This window comes from Streptomyces iconiensis (genome assembly GCF_028657195.3).
GTDB classification, from domain to species: Bacteria; Actinomycetota; Actinomycetes; order Streptomycetales; family Streptomycetaceae; genus Streptomyces; species Streptomyces iconiensis.
Genome location: NZ_JANCPR020000011.1, coordinates 108429 through 125439, shown reverse-complemented (window position 1 = coordinate 125439; position 17011 = coordinate 108429). Strand labels below are relative to the sequence as shown.

Below are 17011 nucleotides of genomic sequence, written 5' to 3'. Positions count from 1 at the left end.
CTGCGGTGAGACCGCGCGCCGTCGCCTGGGTGACTGCCGTCGGGGCCGGTGTCGCCGTGTTCGCGAGCATCGCGGCGGGCTTCTCGGCTTCCGAGGGGCAGCTGCCTGACACGCTGCAACTGTCCCTGGCGCTGCTGGCTTCCGTGCTCTCCGGCGGTATGGCCTGGTCGCAGACCCGGCAGCGGGGGTGGGGTGGCGCCCGCGGCGCGGGCGGTGACCGGGGGTTCCTGGCCGCCGAAGTGGAGGCCGTTCCACGCCAGTTGCCGGCGGACCTGACCGACTTCGCCGTGGGCGACAGCGATCCTGAGTGGGTCGTGGCCAAGGTGGCCGAGATGCGCGAGGCGTATCCGGCCGTTCCCGCCGTGGTGGCAGTCTCCGGGCCGCCAGGGGTCGGGAAGACGACGCTCATCGTGCACAGCGCACACCGGCTCCAACGCGACCACCCCGACGGCCAGTTGTTCGTGAACCTGGCCGGAGGCAGCGGCGCCGGCACCACCCGTCCCACCACCTCCGAGGTGCTGGGGCACTTCTTGCGGTCCCTCGGGGTGGACGGCAGCCAGATCCCGGCCGACCCCCATGAACGGGCCGCGCTCTTCCGGGCCAGGATCGGCAGCCGGAGGATGCTGATCGTGCTCGACAACGCCGAAGGGGAAGCCCAGGTACGCCCGCTTCTTCCCGGCAATTCGCCGTGCTGCGTCCTGATCTCCAGCCGCAACAGGCTGGCGGGGCTGGAGAACGCGGTCTTCGTCAACATGGGCGTGATGTCGCCGGAGTCGTCGATGGACATGCTCGCGCGGATCGGCGGCCGGCAGCGGCTGGCCGCCGACCCGGCGGCGGCACGTGAACTCGCCCGGCTCTGCGGCCACCTGCCGCTGGCCCTGCGCATCGTCGGCGCCAAGCTCGCGACCCGCCCGCAACTGCGCCCCGCCCAGCTGGTGAGCGAACTGCGCGAGTGCCAGGACCTGTTGGGCGAGTTGGAGGCCGGGGACCTCGGCGTGGAGGCCAGCTTCGCGCTCAGCTACGCCGGCCTGGACGAGCAGCCGCAGCGGCTCTTCCGCCTCCTCGCGATCACCGGAACCGGCACCTTTCCCGCCTGGGTGTGCCCGCTCCTGCTGGACCTGCCGGGCCACGAAGGGCGCCGCATGCTGCGGCCCCTGGTGGACGCCCAGCTGGTGCAGCTGCTGGAGGCCGCCGACGACACGGTACGTCCGCGCTACCGCATGCACGATCTCGTACGGGTGTACGCGCGCAAGCTGCTCGCGGAGAACGACACCGCCGAGGCGCGGGCCGCGGCGCACCAACGGTATGCGGCCGGGTATCTGCGGCTCGCGCGTGCGGGAGCCGAGGCGCTGGAGCCGGGCAACATGCGGGTGGTCGGCGGTGACAGCGGACTGTCCGTCGACTACTTCCCGGCGGCCGAGGTGCCCGGCACCCCGCAGCTCGCGCTGCGCTGGTTCGAGGAGGAGCGCAGAGGGCTGGCCTCCATCGCCGAACAGGCGCTGGAGGCCGGGCTGCGGCCCCTGGTGTGGGAGCTGGCGAGCGCCCTGCGCCCGTACTGCGACTACACCTCCGCCTGGGAGGACTGGAAGCACACCCAGCACCTCGCCATCCGTGCCGCCGAGGCAGCGGGCGAGACGCTGCTGGCCGCCGTGAGCCGCTGCAACCTGGCCCATGTCCACCGCGACGCCTGGTCCTGGGACGAGGCCGACGCCGAACTCGACCGCTGCGAGGAGGTCTTCGCCCGGTACGGCGAGCGCCACTGGCAGGCGTTCGCGCTGCTCGAACGCGGCCTGGTGCGGCGCGGACGCGCCCGGTGGGAGGAGGCGGTGGCGACGCTGCGGGAGGCAGCCGCGCTCTTCGACGCCTTCGGTGACCTGCGCAGCAAGGCCGTCGCCGTGCACTACGAGGCCGACATCTTCCGCGACCGCGGCGAAGGCGTGCAGGCCAAGCAGCGCTACGACCAGTGCCTGCCCGTCTTCGCCATGCTGGAGGACGCGCGCTGGATCGCCATCACCGAACTCGATCTGGGCATCGGCGAGCGGAACCTGGGCAACCCCGGCAAGGCGATCGCGCACTTCGAAGCGGCGCTGCGCGTCTTCGAGACGTTCAAGGACAGGCGGCTGCGCGCGTACGCGGTGCACGGCCTGGGCGACTGCCACCTGGAGCTGGGGCAGCACCGGCGGGCGCTGGAGGAACTGGAGCTGAGCCAGGAGGCGTTCGCCGTCATCGGGGACAGACTGGCCGAAGGCTATGTGTGGCACAGCCTGGCCACGGCGCACCAGCGTGCGGGCCGAGGTGTCGAGCGCGAGGAGTGCCTGGTCCGTGCGGAGGAGATCTTCCGCGAGACGGACGAGGCGAAGGGCCTGGCGATGGTGGCCTATCTGCGTGCCGTGACCCAGTCGGCCGCGGGGGACATGGCCGGTGCCGAGCAGCGGTTCGCCACTGTGGTGGCGGACTTCGCCGCCGTGGGCGACGTGGAGTGGCGGGCCAGGGCGCTGCTGGCCCAGGGGCACGCGCTGGCCGCCACCGGCCGCCCGGAGGAGGCCCGCGAACTGTGGGAGCAGGCGCAGGCCGTCTTCCGGTCCAACGGGTCCGAGCGGCACACTGAAGTGGCCCAACTGCTGCGGAAACCCGAGGTCCAGCCGTGACCGGCGTGCGGTGAGCGCCCCGCACGCCGCCCTTCCCCCGAGCCGAGGAGTGTGTGCCCTGCCCGTCCGTGGAACCCTGACAGCCATACGCGGGCTGTCCCCGCGACGCAGTGTGTACGTGCTGACGGGCACGGTGCTCGGCTCCGCGATCTCGTATCTGGACGTCGCCGTCGTCAACATCGCGCTGCCCTCGATCGGTGACTACTACGACCTGGACCTGCCGGCCCTGCAGTGGGTGGTCAACACCTACCTTCTGGTGGTGAGTTCGCTGCTGCTGGTCGGCGGCTCCCTCGCCGACCGGCTCGGCATGCGGCGGATCTTCCTGCTGGGCACGGTCGTCTTCGGAGCGGGCTCCGTGCTGTGCGGGCTCGCGCTCTCACCGGGGATGCTGCTGTGCGGCAGGGCGGTGCAGGGGCTGGGGGCCGCGCTGCTGCTGCCGACCAGCATCCCGCTGTCCACCAGCGGCTTTCCCGCGTCGAGCAGGGGAGTGGTAGTCGGACTGTGGACCGCGTTCGTGGGCGTGGGGGCGATCCTGGGCCCCGTACTGGCGGGCGGGCTGCTGGACTCGCTGAGCTGGCGGTGGGTGTTCTTCCTGAACGTGCCGCTGGTGAGCGTCTCGGTCGTACTGATCCTGCGGTACGCGCCCGTACTGGCCGAGTCCGAACGGCGCGCGCGGCCCGGCGGCCGTCCTGACCTGGCCGGCTCGCTGTGTGTGGTGGTCGCCTTCGGGGCGCTGGCCGTGGCACTGATCGAGGGCGCCGCTGCCGGCTGGGGCGGCCCCGTGGTGACCGGAGGGCTGGTGGTGGCCGCGGCCTCCTTCCTGGCCTTTCCCCGTATCGAACGGCGGGCGGAGCGGCCGGTGATCCCGCCGTTCTTCTTCCGCGCCAGGGGCCTGTGGTACGCGAACGGGCTGACGGTGGCGATCTACGCGGGCTTCAACGTGATGTTCTTCCTCACCCCGCTCTACCTCCAGCACACCGGCAACCGTTCGGCGCAGCTGACCGCGCTGGTGATACTGCCCGTCGAGGTGCTGTTGCTGCTGCTGTCGCCGCTGATGGGACGGCTGACCGACGTGGCACCCCTGCGCCCGATGCTCGCGGTGGGCACCGCGCTGTGCGGCACCGGTACGGCGGTGCTGGGCGTGGGCGCCGCGACGACGGTGAGCACCTGGCACGTACTCGCCGGAGTGGGCCTCTTCGGGCTCGGGTTCGGCATCGCGGTCGCCCCCCTGAACCGGGTGACGCTCGACTCGGTCCCCGACGAGCACGGCAGTACCGCCTTCGGCACCAACCACGTGGTCGCACGGGTCTCCGCCATGATCGCCGTCGCGCTGGTCCCGCTCGCCGCCGGTGCGGGCAGCGGCTACGTACCGGACGGGGACTTCAGCGGAATCTACGCCCGCGGCATGCTCATCTGCGCGGCGCTCCTCGCCCTGGGCGCCGCCTGGGCGGCACTGGTGCCCCTGGGCCCCCGCAGGCACGACTGACCCGCGCCGCACGCCCGTCGGGCCGCGCCGGTCACCCCGGCCGTGAAGGACGGGCGGGCAACTCCGGTGCCCCGGCGAGCGCCGACTCCTCGCAGCGCAGGCGTATCCCCAGGAGAGCGGCGTTGCACACGGTGAAAACCAGCGCGGTCAGCCACGCGTCGTGCACCATCGGAAGGGCGATCCCCTCGACCGCCACGACCACGTAGTTGGGGTGGCGGAGCCAGCGATAGGGCCCCGTGGTGACGCGGGGCATCCCGGGCACGACGATCACGCGCGTGTTCCACTGCCTGCCCAGCGTCCCCACGCACCACCAGCGCCCCGCCTGCGCTGCGGCGACGAGGGCGAGCATCGGCCACCCGACGGCGGGCACGAACGGCCGGTCGGCCAGCCGCACTTCGGCCAGGCACCCCAGAAGCAGAGCGGTGTGGAGCGCGACCAGGGCCGGATAGTGCTGCCTGCCGCTCTCCACGCCGCCGTTGGCCAGGCTCCACCGGGTGTTACGGCGCGAGACGGCGAGTTCGGCGACCCGCTCGGCCGCGACGGCGGCGAGCAGCAGGAGGTACCAGGTCTGCGACGAGAGGCCACCCACCAGGCCGGCACCCACGCGACCACCCCTTCCCCTTCCCGGAGTTCACCAGCGCAGCAGCACCAGTTCGGCGCAGAAGCCAGGCCCCAGCGCGAGCAGCAGACCGAGGGTGCCGGGGCGTGGGCCGCGCCGCCTGGTGTCCTCCAGGACGTGCAGTACGGAGGCCGAGGACAGGTTTCCGACCTCGGCCAGCGAATCCCAGGTGACATCGAGTGCCCCGTCCGGCAGTTCGAGCGTCGAGGTGATGGCCTCCAGGACCTTGGGCCCTCCCGGATGGCACACCCAGGTTCCGATGTCGCCCCGGGTGAGGCCCTCCCCGGCGAGGAAGGCGTCGATGTCGGCGGCGAGATGCGTGCGGACGATGTCGGGGATGCCGGGGTCCAGCACGATACGGAAACCGCTGTCCTTCACATCCCAGCCCATCGCCCGTTCCGTGTCCGGATAGAAGCGGCTGCGGCTCGCCACCACGGTGGGTCCCGGCGTGCCCCGGCCCGTACCGGAGGCCGCCCCCGTGGCGGGCCACGGGTCCGGTGCCTCCTGGCCGCGCGCGACCAGCGCTGCGGCGCCGTCACCGAACAGGGCGCTGCCGACGAGGTTCGCCATCGAGGTGTCGTCACGCTGGAACGTCAGCGAGCACAGCTCGACGGACACCAGCGCCGCCGTGTGCCCCGGTTGGCCCCGCAGGTAGTCGTGCAGCCGCCCGATACCGGCGGCCCCGGCCGCGCACCCCAGCCCGAACAGGGGGAGACGCGTGACGTCGGTCCGCAGCCCGAGCGCCCCCGCCAGCCGGGCGTCGATGGACGGCGCCGCCACACCCGTCGTGGAGACGAACACCAGCAGATCCACCGCGTCCGGCGGCAGCCCCGCCGACTCCAGTGCGCCGTCGAGCGCCTGGGCCGCCATCTTCTCCGCCGCGGCGACATACGCGTCATTGGCCGCGCCGAACCCGCTGAGCTGCTGGTAGGCGTCCAACGGCAGCACCGTGCAGCGCGAGCGGACACGCGCCGAGGCGTGCAGACGGTCGAGCAGCGCCCGGTTCTCGCCCGGCACACTGGCCTCCACCATGTCGGTGACGGCTCGCTGCGGATGCCGGTAGGGCGCAAGCACCTTGTGCACGGCTGCGATTCGGGTCATACGACTCCCTCGCACGCGGACCGCTCCCCGGATGGAGATCATCGCGGCCCGGCTCCTCCTGATTATCAGCGGGCGCCGACCCACCCGCGACTCGGCCCCAGGGTCCCGGCCCCGCGGGCCGCCTCCTCCGCGCGACGTTCCCGAAGGCGAGCGCCCGGTCGGCCACGGGTACTCCGAGCCCGCCACGGGTACTCCGGTCGGGCGCCGCACCGACCCCCGCCGCGGCGCACCGGCGGCGCCCCGGTGGCGCGGCGGGCAGGCTGGGGGAGTCCCGACCCCTGGACGACGAGGAGCACCGATGGACACCAGCGCACTCCTGCTCGACGGCTTCACCCGCATCCGCGAGGAGGTGCACGACGTTCTCGACGGGCTCTCCGAGCACGACCTCAACGCCCGCCTCGACAGCGCGGCCAACTCGGTGGCCTGGCTCGTCTGGCACCTCACCCGCGTACAGGACGACCACGTCTCCGAGGTGGCCGGGCTCGAACAGGCGTGGACGACCGAGGGCTTCGAGGAACGCTTCGGCCTCGACCTGCCCGCCGGCTCGACAGGCTTCGGGCACTCCTCAAGGGACGTCGCCAAGGTGCACGTCGCCGACCCGGCGCTCCTCGCGGAGTACTACGACGCCGTGCACGCCCGGTCGGCCGACTACCTGCGCGGTGTCCAGGACCAGGCGCTCGACGAGGTCGTCGACGCCTCGTGGGACCCGCCCACCACCCTCGGCGTCCGGCTGATCAGCGTCCTCGCCGACGACCTCCAGCACGTGGGGCAGGCCGCCTTCGTCAAGGGCGTACTGCAGCGCCGCTGAGGCACCCTCACGCCGCGTGCCGGGTGTCGTCGTAGACGAGGAGGCCGTCGTCGCGCACCCGCGCCCCGGGCAGCGGCGGGTGCGGGGTCAGCCGGCCGTCGTGCATCAGGTGCAGCACCGGCACTCCGGCGACCAGCACAGCGAAGTCGGCGATGACGCGGCGGTGGCAGCGCCACCACACCGTCTCGCCGCACATGACCGCCGTCGTCCGCCGCTCCGCGCCGTCCAGCAGCTCCTCCATGGCGCCGAGGAACTCCGGCTCCCGCGTGTACCCGGCGTATCCGCGGAAGGACTCGTTGCGCCAGACCACGTCCGGCGAGTCCGCGGCGGCGGAGCGGAAGCCGCCCAGGCGCTTCTCCCACCGGTAGCCGATCCCCTCTTCCGGCAGCCAGATACGCAGCCGTTCCCGGCCGGCGTCCGGATCACGGCGGCTGCCAGGGGCCGTACGGACGTCCACCACAGCCTCGACTCCGGCGCCGCCGAGCAGGGCCGCCATCTGCTCGCGGCCGGCGGTGCCGTGACCGAAGGTGAGCAGGGCGCGGCGCTTCACGCTCCCACCACCCCCGGAACCGCCGGCCGCGGGTCAGCGACGCGCCGAGGTGGTGTACAGCGCGCCCTCGGCGTTCGTCTGGATCTCGGTGGCCAGGTTGTGGACGCTGACCAGGTCGTGCAGGAGCACACGGGTGTCCTCATCGGTGAGCCCCGCTGCCTGCGCCACGTCCTGGAGCGCCACCGGATTGCCGCCGTTGTCCGCCTCGGTGGAGGCGAGCGCACGGAAGACCTGCTCGTGCTGGTCCCCGTACGGAGGGCTGCCGCGTCCCTGGAAGGTGCGCGCCGGCTCGGTGGCGGCCGTGTCGACCAGTTCCTCCTCCGCCAGATCGCCCGCGCGCCACTCCTGCTTACCCCGGTGCTGGGAGGCGAGCTTGTCCTCGTGGGTCAGCGTGTTGCGGGACGTCATGTGCCGTCGCTGCTTGGAGGCGCCCGTCGTCTCGCCCCGCTCGCTGGGCCGCTCTCCGACCCGCTCGGCCTCGCGGGCGGCGGCCCGGCGTTCCTCCTCGTTCCCCTCGACCTTCTTGCGCACCATGCCGCGGCTCCTCTCTGTCCTTACGCCTTCTGTCCTTGACGCCTAAGGGCTGTCCCGCAACCCCCGGCGGGCTCCCGACGCCAGCTACGGCCACTCGCGGCGTTAGCGAAACGCCCGAATAGACCCACTATGAGGACGCTTCGCTGCCTTGCGATTGACCGCATCTGACGCCGCTCGCTGATCCACCGGGGATTACGGGACAGCCCTTACTCTTCGAGTTCTCGCTCGACCGGCGGCTTCTCGGCGTCGCGAAGGTGCTGCGAGAGGCCCGGCTTTCCGCCCTTGCGCGCCTGCTGCGCCTTCTGCGCCGCGCTGTGGGGGATGTCGGTGTCGGCCGGTGTCCGTACGGAGCGGGCCACCTCGTCCTTGTTCGCGTACTCCTCGGGCGGTATCCCCGCCAGCGCGGCCATGACGCCCGGGGAGGCGCCGCTGCGCTGCGCCACCTGCTCAAGATCGTCCTTTCCCGCGGGGAAGGACACGTCGCTGATCGCCTTGAGTACCTCGTGCACGTTTGTCTCTGCCATGCCCGACGGGTCCCCAGCGGCAGGCGGCTTATGCGGCGTAGATCCGAAAGGTTCCGCTTCCTGCCGTTTTCCGGTCGACAGGGAGCGGCGCGCCGCGCCTATGTGTAGAACACTGCGAAGTGTCAACCCGTACCTCATGGCCGCTCCCGAACGGGCCGCCCGGCCGAGACCCGTAAACCTTCTTCGATCCGCCGGAATGCACGCAGCGTTCCGCGCGCGTGCGACCGGGCGACACCGACCGGCTGCGGCATTAGGCGTTACGGCGAACTCCGGGTACCCGCGCGCGGTGCACGCCGATCCCGCCCTTCCGCTGTGATTGGCTTTCGATTTCCCGGCATCAGGCGGGAGGACAACCTGAAATCAGGACGGACCCGGAGGCAGGTGTTTGCGTTGGCCGGAACGAACGTGGAGACAAAGGACCAGTCGAGCTACAGGGGGACCTCGCTGGAGGCGATCCGCCATCAGTACGACTTCCTGGGCGAGTTCTACCGACTCACTCTCGGCGAGGACCTCGTCTATTCCTACGGGATGTGGGAGGACGGCGACACGCTGGAGTCGGCCCAGCGGCGGAAGCTCGACTACCACGCCGAGGCCGCAGGAGCGGTGGGCGCCGCACGGGTGCTCGATGTCGGCTGCGGCTGGGGCAGTCTCATGCGGCGTCTCGTGGACAAGCACGAGGCGGGCCACGTCGTGGGCCTCACCATGAGCCCGGCACAGACCGCGTGGATCCGGGAGCAGGGCTGGCCGCGCTGCGAGGCACGGGAGGAGAACTGGTTCGACCACGTACCCGAAGCCCCGTACGACGCGGTGATCGCCATCGAGGCGATCGAGCATTTCGCGGGAACGACCCTGCGGCGGGCGCAGCGCATCGCCAGCTATCGCGCGTTCTTCCAGAAATGCCATTCCTGGATGAGGCCGGGCGGCCTGCTGTCTCTCCAGACCAATGCGTGGAACGGTCCTGGATGGCTTTCGTCCCTGATGATGCCGGTGCCTGCGCCCGATGAGATGCAGACGGCGGGAGAATCCCCGACACGCAGGCCGGGACCCAGGGACATCTATCACGGCGTGAAGAACCTCGCCGCTGGAATGCACGCCTCGCGGAATGTTTTCCCCGAGGTCTTCCTGCCGACCCGCTCCGAACTGACAGAGGCGAGCCGCGGTCTGTTCCGGCTCTCGTCGGAACGCAGCGACCCGAAGGACGGTGTCCTCACCCTGCAGAACTGGCTGGAGCGGGGAGAGGCCAACCGCGCGCGCGGAAACGAAATCATCGGTGAGAAATCCGTCTCCGATGTCTTCAGGGAGCAGAGCACCGCTCTGCGATTCATGCGCGAGCGGCGGTACACCGTCCTGCGCCTGACCTTCGAGAAGGAATAGCCCGAGGGCTGCATACGGTTCCGCTCCGCACCGGCCGCACGGCCGGTGCGGAGCGGAACCGTCCTCACCCGCCCTCGCCTCCGCCTCCGCCGCCGTTCCCGCTCCCGTCCGCGGACGCTTCCTCCTCCGCGAGCGCGGGGATGATGCCGCCGGCGAGCACGCTGCGGCGCTGGCGCGGCGAGAGCCGGTGCCGGACGGTGCAGTCCTCGCCCTTCGTGACGTTGCGCAGGCGCAGTCGGGGCGACGCGTCGCCGGCCAGCGCGGTACGCAGCCGCTCCAGCCGCAGCGTGTCCCCGGCGTCGATCCGGTCCGCGTCCGCCTCGTCCTCGAACTCCAGGGCCAGCACACCGAAGTTGGCGAGGTTCTGCCAGTGGATCCGGGCGAACGACTTGGCCACGACGGCGCGCAGCCCGAGGTGGCGGGGTGTGATGGCGGCGTGTTCGCGGGACGAGCCCTGCCCGTAGTTGTGGCCGCCGACGACGAAGTGCGGCCCTTCGGTCTCCCGCGCCCGCCGCGGGTACTCCGGGTCGATGCGGGTGAACGTGAAGTCCGCCAGCTTCGGGATGTTCGACCTGTACGGCAGGGCACGCGCGCCGGCCGGTGAGATCTCGTCCGTCGACACGTCGTCACCGGTGCGCAGCAGCACCGGCCCCTCCAGCGTGTCAGGCAGCGGGTCGAGCCGGGGCAGCGCGGAGACGTTGGGGCCGCGGTCCAGCTCGACGGAGGCCGCCTCCTCGGGCGGCAGCGGGCCCTCCAGCATCGACACGTTGACGCTCGCCCGCTCCGGCAGCCGCAGCACCGGGGGTTCGGCATCGGCGTCCGCCGCCCAGTCGCGGGGGTCGGTGATGACCCCGGTCAGCGCGGAGGCGGTGGCGGTCTCCGGCGAGCAGAGCCACACCGCGTCGTCCTCCGTGCCCGACCGCCCGGGGAAGTTCCGCGGGAAGGTGCGCAGCGAGTTCCGTCCGGCGGCGGGAGCCTGGCCCATTCCGATGCATCCCAGGCAGCCGCTCTGGTGCAGCCTGGCACCCGCACCGATCAGGTCGAAGGTGCCGCCCGAGCGGGTGAGGTCCTGAAGGATCTCCCGCGAGGTCGGGTTGACGTCGAAGCTCACGCCCTCGGCGGTGCTGCGTCCGCGCACCATGGCCGCCGCGACGGCGAAGTCGCGCAGCCCAGGATTGGCGGACGAGCCGATCACCGCCTGGTGGACGGGAGCGCCGGCGGCCTCCCGTACGGTGACCACGTTGCCCGGCGAGGAGGGACGCGCGATCAGCGGCTCCAGGGAGCCGAGGTCGATCTCCTCCTCCACGTCGTACGCGGCGTCAGGTTCCGGGGCCAGCGCGACGAAGTCCTCCTCCCGGTCCTCGGCACGCAGGAAGTCGCGTACGGCGTCGTCGGCCGGGAACACGCTTGCGGTGGCGCCGAGTTCGGCCCCCATGTTCGCGATCACGTGCCGGTCCATCGCCGTGAGCGACTCCAGTCCCGGGCCGTGGTACTCAAGGATCCGGTTCACACCGCCCTTCACCCCGTGCCGCCGCAGCAGCTCCAGGATCACGTCCTTGGCACTCACCCACGCGGGCAGCCGGCCCGTCAGACGTACGCCCCAGATGTCCGGCATCCGCAGATACAGCGGCCGGCCCGCCATCGCCATCGCCACCTCAAGGCCGCCCACGCCGATCGCGAGCATGCCCAGCGAACCTGCGGCGCAGGTGTGCGAGTCGGAACCGGCGAGCGTCTTGCCCGGTACGCCGAAGCGCTGCATGTGCGTGGGGTGTGAGACGCCGTTGCCCGGCTTGGAGTACCAGACCCCGTACCGGCGGGCCGCCGACCGCAGGAAGTCGTGGTCCTCGGCGTTGCGCTCATCGGCCTGCAGGATGTTGTGGTCGACGTACTGCACGCTGACCTCGGTCCGTACGCGGTCCAGCCCGAGTCCCTCCAGCTCCTGCATCACCAGCGTGCCGGTGGCGTCCTGGGTGAGGGTCTGGTCGACCCGCAGCCCGATCTCCTCGCCCGCCTCGGGCCGCCCTTCCACCAGGTGCGCCTCGATCAGCTGCCGTGCCAGGCTTCCCTGTTTCCGCTTCCCGGTCATGCTGCTCCTCTCGACTGCCTCACCCTGCGCCTTCTCGGGCGGCGCCGAGCTGATGCCGACCGCGTGTTCCGGCAGCTTTCCCCACCCGGCCCAGGGGGTTCCCGGCTACCCGCCGAGGCCCTGGGCTGCACATGTCCCGGGCTGCACATGTCCCGGGCTGTACATGTCCTGGGCTGTGCATCCCGGGGACGCACCTGTCCCCGGGATGCACATGGGGCCGGCCGGTGCAGACTGGGAAGGGCCCCGGGCCGTCCCGGTGCCGTTCCCGTACGCGCCCGGCCGGCCCGGCCGACAGGCCGTCACCTGGACCTGTACGGAGACTTGAGCGGAGAGGCGGGTGCGCAGTGCGCTACACGGAGATTCTCGACCTGGTGCGGGACGAGGCGGGGCTGAGCGACCGGCAGTCGGCCGACGCGGTACTGAAGGCCACCTTGCGGACGCTCGCCGAGCGGATGCCGGACGCCACCGCCGAACACTTCGCGGCACAACTGCCCGATGAGGCCGCGGAGGAGATGGACAGGTCGACCCATCACACGGCCGACACCGAGGAGCGCGAGCGCGGCGAGAAGTTCGACCTGACGACCTTCGCAGGGCGTGTGGCATGGCGTTCACGGACCGACGAGGAGACGGCGCTCCGCCATGCAGCCGCGGTCTTCGAGGTACTCGACGACGCCGTGGCGCCCGAACTGATGGTCAAGCTCAGGGACGTACTCCCGGCCGACGTCGTCGAACTGCTGCCGATCGCCCGCGCGGAGCCGCCCGGGGAGGGAACGTAGGAGGGAACGCGGGGCGGAGTGCGGGGGACAGAGGACGCTGGGGACTGTGAAGCGGCAGGGCTGGAACGCAGGACGGTGAACAGCGGCGCACCGTGCCAGGACGCTGTTCAGGACGCGTCGGGACGCGTCAGCGCGTGCGGACCGTAACGGTATAAATCAGCGCTGAACGGCCCGTTTCGGACCTGATGCCCCGGGAACCCGGACCCGCGAGGTGATCGCCATGCCGGAACCCGGAAGCAAGAGCTACGACATCCAGCGCGCCCGCCGGCGCAAGGAGGCCAAGGACGACCTCGGCGAGTCCGGCCGGAGCGCCAACGAAGAGGCGAAGCAGGAACTCGAAGAGGATCCGCAGTGGAGGCCCTCCGGCCCCCGCACCGAGCGCGGCCGGGGCCCCAAGGGCGAGCGCGGCGAATCCGGAGGGTGACACAGGACCGGCCCCGCGCAGGCCGCCGACCACCTGCGCGCCCGGTGAGACCCCCGGGCGAGGGATGACCCTCGCGCACGGTGCAGGGGCCCGTGGCCTTCACGGCCGCGGGCCCCAGCAGCGCGACAGCGCTCGCGCGGCCAGGGGGAAGAAGGCGTCGAGCGCTGCGGCGAATCCGGTGGGCCGGAGAGCCGGGCGAGCCGGTGAATCCGGCGAAGGCGGCCTTGCGGCCGGCGGCGGTGAGTGGTTCACGGCTCTCGATGGCCAGGCGCCGGCGCATCCCGTACGCTGAAACCTGACGCGGACGTGAGATGTCGAGCCGAAGAGGGAAGTAGTTTCTGCCATGCGTATCGGAGAACTCGCCAGGCGCTCGGAAGTGAGCGTCCGTGCCCTGCGCTACTACGAGGAGCAGCAGCTTCTGGAGTCGGCACGGACATCCGGAGGCCAGCGGGACTACCCCGAAGGGGCCGTGGAGCGCGTGCGGCTCATCCAGCAGCTCTACGCCGCCGGCCTGCCGAGCAAGACCATCGTCGACCTCCTGCCCTGCGTCAGCACAGGGCTGGCGACCCAGGCCATGCTCAACCAGCTCAAGACCGAGCGCGACCGCATCGCGACACGTATCGACGAGCTGGGCCAGGCGAAGACCAAGCTCGACCGCGTGATCGGACAGGTCAAAGCGGCAGGCGTGGTCACCGAGGACCCGAGTGTGGTCACAGAGGGCGCCAGCACCGCGGAGGCGAGTACGGCCGCGGTCGGCGGTTGACCGTGCGGCGCCTGCCCCTGTAGGCCCACGCCGTGCACGCGTGCAACGGGACGGTACGGGTGCACAAGACGGCACGCGCGCACAGGACAACGGGCGCACAGGACAACGGACGGCGTGCTCCTGCCACCGTTCCTCGCAGCGGCACGTGAGGGCGCCTCGGGGCCACTGTTCGGGCCCGGTGGCGCTCGCGACGTCAGGAGCCTCGGGCACCAGGAACCCGGTGCCGATCATTGGCGAACGCCGTACAACCAGCTCCCCCCTTCGACGGTCACACCAGGCAACCGCGCGTCCCGTCGACCGAGTGGGAGCCCCTGTGCCACACAGCCGCCGCATCCTGACGTACGCCATCGCAGCCGCCGCGGCCACCGCCGGGTTCGTGCTCCCGTCCGGTGCCGCCGCTGCCGCACCCCGTACTGCCACAAGTGACTTCAACGGCGACGGCTACGCGGACCTCGCCGTCGGCGTCCCGGGCGGGACCGTCGGCGGCCAGGCCAAGGCCGGGTACGTGAACATCGTCCGGGGCGGTCCGAGGGGGGTCGGCGCTCACGGAAGCATCCGTGTCACCCAGGCCACTCCCGAGGTTCCCGGCACCCCGGAGGCAGGTGACCGCTTCGGCGCATCCGTGGCCCTGACCGACCTCAACGGCGACGGCATCGCGGAACTGCTCGTAGGTGTCCCCGGCGAGGACGTCACCGACCGCGGTGCGGACGCGGGCATGGTCATCGCCGTAGGCGGCTCGAAGAACGGGCCGGGACCGGCATCGACGGTCCTGACCGGGCCGTCGCCGTCGGCCGCCTACGGCCAGTCGGTCGCGGCGGCCGACCTGACGGGCGACGGCAACAAGGAGATCGTGATCGGCGGCAAGGACAAGGTCGTCGCTCGTGTCGCCCAGGGCGAAGACAGCATGGTCACCACCGTCGTCGCCGCCCCGATGGGAGGCCGTGCCCCCGTCCTGGCCACGGGCGACTTCGACAGCGACGGCCTGGCGGACCTGGCCGTGGCGTACTGGACAGCGGGCGACCCCAATACGCAGTCCCACGTGCGCCTGTGGAAGTGGGACGCCGACGGGTCAGCGATGGCCAACTTCTGGAACACGGACAACGCGGGCGTGACCGCTCTGGCCGCGGGCGACTTCGACGGCGACGGCCACGACGACCTGGCGCTCGGCGAATGCCGTGAGATCGCCGACGAGAACATCGACGACCCGTGCGGCCCCGAAGCACTCGCCAAGGGCGGCAGCATCCACACCCACTACGGAAGCCCGGCGCCAGGTTCGTTCGGCAGCCGCGCCCAGACCCTCAACCAGGACACGGCGGGCGTCCCGGGGGTGGCCGAGGCCGGGGACCGCTTCGGTTCCGCGCTCGCTGTCGCCGACATCAACCGTGACGGCCGCGACGACCTGGTCGCGGGCGCGTCCGGTGAGGCCATCGGAAGCAAAGCGGGGGCCGGCGCCGCCTGGCTGCTCCGCGGCGGCGCCCGGGGCCTGCTCGACGCGGGCGGCGCTGCCACGTCCGTCGCCTGGAACCAGGACACGCAGAGCGTCCCGGGCGTCGCCGAGGCGGGCGACACCTTCGGCGCCGCGGTCGCCACGGGCGACTACAACGCCGACGGTGTACCGGATGTCACGGTCGGGTCCCCCGGAGAGAACGCCTCCCTGGGCGCCGTATGGCTCCTCCCCAAGGGCTCGGCCGGCGGCTCGGCGGCCTTCTCCCCCCGCACGCTCGGCCTCCCGTACCTCTCCACGGCCCAGAAGTACGGCAAGCCGCTGAGCAGCCGCTGAGCCACCGCGCCGACGGTGCGCCCACCCCGGCCGCCGCCTCTCTGCCCGACCGGGAGAGCGCGGTGGCGGGGTGGCGGGGGCGGTCGGGGTTGCCGGGTGGTCGGCAGTCGGATGGTCGGCGGCCGGGGCGATCAGTAGAACCGGCGGACGAAGATGTCCGACTTGGCGTTGGTGTCGCCGGGCACGATGTCGTCGGCCGCCGACTGGAAGACCACGTCGCGCCCGTCGGCGCTGACCGCGTCGATACCGGCCGAGGCGGGCTGGTTCGCGACGGTCTCGTCGGTGCCCGTCCGCAGGTCACGCAGCGTGAGTGACGGTCCGTTCGCGTCGTGCGGTGCGTACAGCAGATAGCGGCCGGTGGGATCGATGGCCACGCCCCGCACGTCCGGTACCAGTTGGGCGGCGCCCGAGCTCACGTCGTGGACGTAGGTGTCGGGGCCCGAGAGGTAGACGACCTTGCTGCCGTTCTCACTGAGCTGGACGATCGCCGCCTCCTTGGACGGGCCCTCGATCGGGCCGGAGGTGGTGCCGCCGGTCCGGTCCCGCACGAAGACGTCCTTCGCCTTGCCGTCCTGGTAGGCGAGATAGCGGGCGTCGCCGCTGATGGACGGCCGGGACGGGTCGGTGTGGTCGAAGGCGGCGACGGTCTCGGTGGTGTTGGTGTCCCAGTCCTCGACCTGGACGCGCTGCCCGTACGTCTGTTGTCTGTAGGAGAGGCTGGCATGGGCGGCGGACTGGCCGTCCGCGCTCAGCGACGGCTGGTTGCAGGTGAAGAGCGCGCAGTTGCCTGATGCCGACCTTCCGGTGCTCACCTGGTAATGGCCGATCCGTACGTTGTTCATCCACTGATGCGGATAGGCGACGTACTCCCCATCGCCACTGATCACCGGAGGCTGGACCGGGGCCAGATACCCCAGCCGCGTGGTCTGGCTCGTCCGCTGGTCGCGGAGGTACACCTTGTCGCCCGCCGTCGGGGCGTCGGAGGTGAGGTTCTTCGCCGACGACGAGTAGACGATGCGGCGGCCGTTGGGCGTGATCGAGGCGCCGGCGGAGTTGTCGTCGGCCTGGGCGCCGTCCGCCGCGACACTGATCCTCTCGACACCGGCTCCGCTGTCGGCCACGGGCCCCGTCGCGGCCGTGGGCGCCGCCGAGGCGGCTCCGGGCAGCACCACCGTGACCGCGCAGACCACAACCGCAGCACTCAGGGCGGTCCGCACCCGTCTGATGCTGCTCCGGTTCGCGTTTCCCCTCATTTTCCCCCCAGGTAGGACACGGCCCCTCATCCGGTTCCCCACCGGGAGACCGGAATCATGCAACCGCGAGGACCCTGTGGGGTCAATGCGTCATACGGCGTATGGAGAGGCCGGGCAGGGACATCGGGCGGCGAGCAGGGGCACCGGGGAGACGACGGGGTGTCCGGCGAGTTCGGTGGAGTGGATGGTGCGGCGGGCCGGGCGGGTGCGACCGCAGAGGCTCGCGGACACCACGGGAAAGAGCCGCTTCAGCAAAAGCTGAAACGGCTCCTGACCTGCATTCTT

15 protein-coding genes are annotated in these 17011 nt (G+C 71.6%); 8 read left to right on the top strand and 7 right to left on the bottom strand.

The annotated features are described in order from the left end of the window. Positions 1-5 precede the first annotated feature (5 nt). On the top strand, positions 6-2648 hold the full coding sequence (locus tag NMN56_RS13615) for an ATP-binding protein (protein WP_274041186.1): 2643 nt from the start codon (positions 6-8) through the stop codon (positions 2646-2648). A 118-nt stretch (positions 2649-2766) separates the two neighbouring features. After that, the gene (locus tag NMN56_RS13610; protein WP_274041185.1) at positions 2767-4134 is read left to right on the top strand and encodes an MFS transporter; all 1368 of its coding nucleotides are present in this window, start codon (positions 2767-2769) and stop codon (positions 4132-4134) included. A gap of 31 nt (positions 4135-4165) precedes the next feature. On the opposite strand, the gene NMN56_RS13605 is transcribed toward NMN56_RS13610, so the two are convergent. After that, the gene (locus NMN56_RS13605; protein WP_274041184.1) at positions 4166-4738 is read right to left on the bottom strand and encodes an isoprenylcysteine carboxyl methyltransferase family protein; all 573 of its coding nucleotides are present in this window, start codon (positions 4736-4738) and stop codon (positions 4166-4168) included. A gap of 27 nt (positions 4739-4765) precedes the next feature. Continuing rightward, positions 4766-5854: a type III polyketide synthase gene (locus NMN56_RS13600; RefSeq protein ID WP_274041183.1), complete on the bottom strand. Its 1089-nt coding sequence runs from the start codon at positions 5852-5854 to the stop codon at positions 4766-4768. A gap of 298 nt (positions 5855-6152) precedes the next feature. On the opposite strand from NMN56_RS13600, the gene NMN56_RS13595 reads away from it, so the two are divergent. Further along, positions 6153-6662, top strand: a complete 510-nt coding sequence (locus NMN56_RS13595; protein WP_274041182.1) for a mycothiol transferase — start codon at positions 6153-6155, stop codon at positions 6660-6662. Between the two features lie 7 nt (positions 6663-6669). Here NMN56_RS13595 and NMN56_RS13590 read toward each other — a convergent pair whose 3' ends face one another. From NMN56_RS13590 to NMN56_RS13580, 3 genes are all read right to left on the bottom strand, one after another. After that, positions 6670-7158, bottom strand: coding sequence for a DUF488 domain-containing protein (locus tag NMN56_RS13590; RefSeq protein WP_274041531.1), 489 nt, complete (start codon positions 7156-7158; stop codon positions 6670-6672). Positions 7159-7245: 87 nt separating this feature from the next. Continuing rightward, positions 7246-7746, bottom strand: a complete 501-nt coding sequence (locus NMN56_RS13585) for a hypothetical protein (protein ID WP_274041181.1) — start codon at positions 7744-7746, stop codon at positions 7246-7248. 206 nt (positions 7747-7952) lie between these two features. Next, positions 7953-8270 (bottom strand): DUF2795 domain-containing protein, encoded by a 318-nt coding sequence (locus NMN56_RS13580; RefSeq protein WP_274041180.1) that lies wholly within the window; start codon positions 8268-8270, stop codon positions 7953-7955. Positions 8271-8660: 390 nt separating this feature from the next. Here NMN56_RS13580 and NMN56_RS13575 point away from each other — a divergent pair, with 390 nt between their 5' ends. Then, on the top strand, positions 8661-9644 hold the full coding sequence (locus NMN56_RS13575) for an SAM-dependent methyltransferase (RefSeq protein WP_274041179.1): 984 nt from the start codon (positions 8661-8663) through the stop codon (positions 9642-9644). A gap of 64 nt (positions 9645-9708) precedes the next feature. Here NMN56_RS13575 and NMN56_RS13570 read toward each other — a convergent pair whose 3' ends face one another. Next, positions 9709-11730, bottom strand: a complete 2022-nt coding sequence (locus NMN56_RS13570) for an aconitate hydratase (protein ID WP_274041178.1) — start codon at positions 11728-11730, stop codon at positions 9709-9711. Positions 11731-12074: 344 nt separating this feature from the next. Here NMN56_RS13570 and NMN56_RS13565 point away from each other — a divergent pair, with 344 nt between their 5' ends. From NMN56_RS13565 to NMN56_RS13550, 4 genes are all read left to right on the top strand, one after another. Next, positions 12075-12506 (top strand): DUF2267 domain-containing protein, encoded by a 432-nt coding sequence (locus NMN56_RS13565; RefSeq protein ID WP_274041177.1) that lies wholly within the window; start codon positions 12075-12077, stop codon positions 12504-12506. 220 nt (positions 12507-12726) lie between these two features. Next, positions 12727-12930, top strand: a complete 204-nt coding sequence (locus NMN56_RS13560; RefSeq protein ID WP_274041176.1) for a hypothetical protein — start codon at positions 12727-12729, stop codon at positions 12928-12930. A gap of 343 nt (positions 12931-13273) precedes the next feature. Then, complete coding sequence (locus NMN56_RS13555; protein ID WP_274041175.1) at positions 13274-13693, top strand: MerR family transcriptional regulator; 420 nt, start codon at positions 13274-13276, stop codon at positions 13691-13693. Positions 13694-14006: 313 nt separating this feature from the next. Then, entirely contained in the window at positions 14007-15473 is a 1467-nt protein-coding gene (locus tag NMN56_RS13550) for an FG-GAP-like repeat-containing protein (protein WP_274041174.1), read from the top strand. Between the two features lie 131 nt (positions 15474-15604). On the opposite strand, the gene NMN56_RS13545 is transcribed toward NMN56_RS13550, so the two are convergent. After that, entirely contained in the window at positions 15605-16690 is a 1086-nt protein-coding gene (locus NMN56_RS13545) for a TolB-like translocation protein (protein ID WP_274041173.1), read from the bottom strand. Positions 16691-17011 lie beyond the last annotated feature (321 nt).

Bases quoted from the DNA above. Each gene is read 5' to 3' on its own strand.
- NMN56_RS13600 (WP_274041183.1), bottom strand. From the start codon at position 5,854: ATGACCCGAATCGCAGCCGTGCACAAGGTGCTTGCGCCCTACCGGCAT.
- NMN56_RS13570 (WP_274041178.1), bottom strand. From the start codon at position 11,730: ATGACCGGGAAGCGGAAACAGGGAAGCCTGGCACGGCAGCTGATCGAG.
- NMN56_RS13555 (WP_274041175.1), top strand. From the start codon at position 13,274: ATGCGTATCGGAGAACTCGCCAGGCGCTCGGAAGTGAGCGTCCGTGCC.
- NMN56_RS13580 (WP_274041180.1), bottom strand. From the start codon at position 8,270: ATGGCAGAGACAAACGTGCACGAGGTACTCAAGGCGATCAGCGACGTG.
- NMN56_RS13585 (WP_274041181.1), bottom strand. From the start codon at position 7,746: ATGGTGCGCAAGAAGGTCGAGGGGAACGAGGAGGAACGCCGGGCCGCC.
- NMN56_RS13560 (WP_274041176.1), top strand. From the start codon at position 12,727: ATGCCGGAACCCGGAAGCAAGAGCTACGACATCCAGCGCGCCCGCCGG.
- NMN56_RS13590 (WP_274041531.1), bottom strand. From the start codon at position 7,158: ATGGCGGCCCTGCTCGGCGGCGCCGGAGTCGAGGCTGTGGTGGACGTC.
- NMN56_RS13595 (WP_274041182.1), top strand. From the start codon at position 6,153: ATGGACACCAGCGCACTCCTGCTCGACGGCTTCACCCGCATCCGCGAG.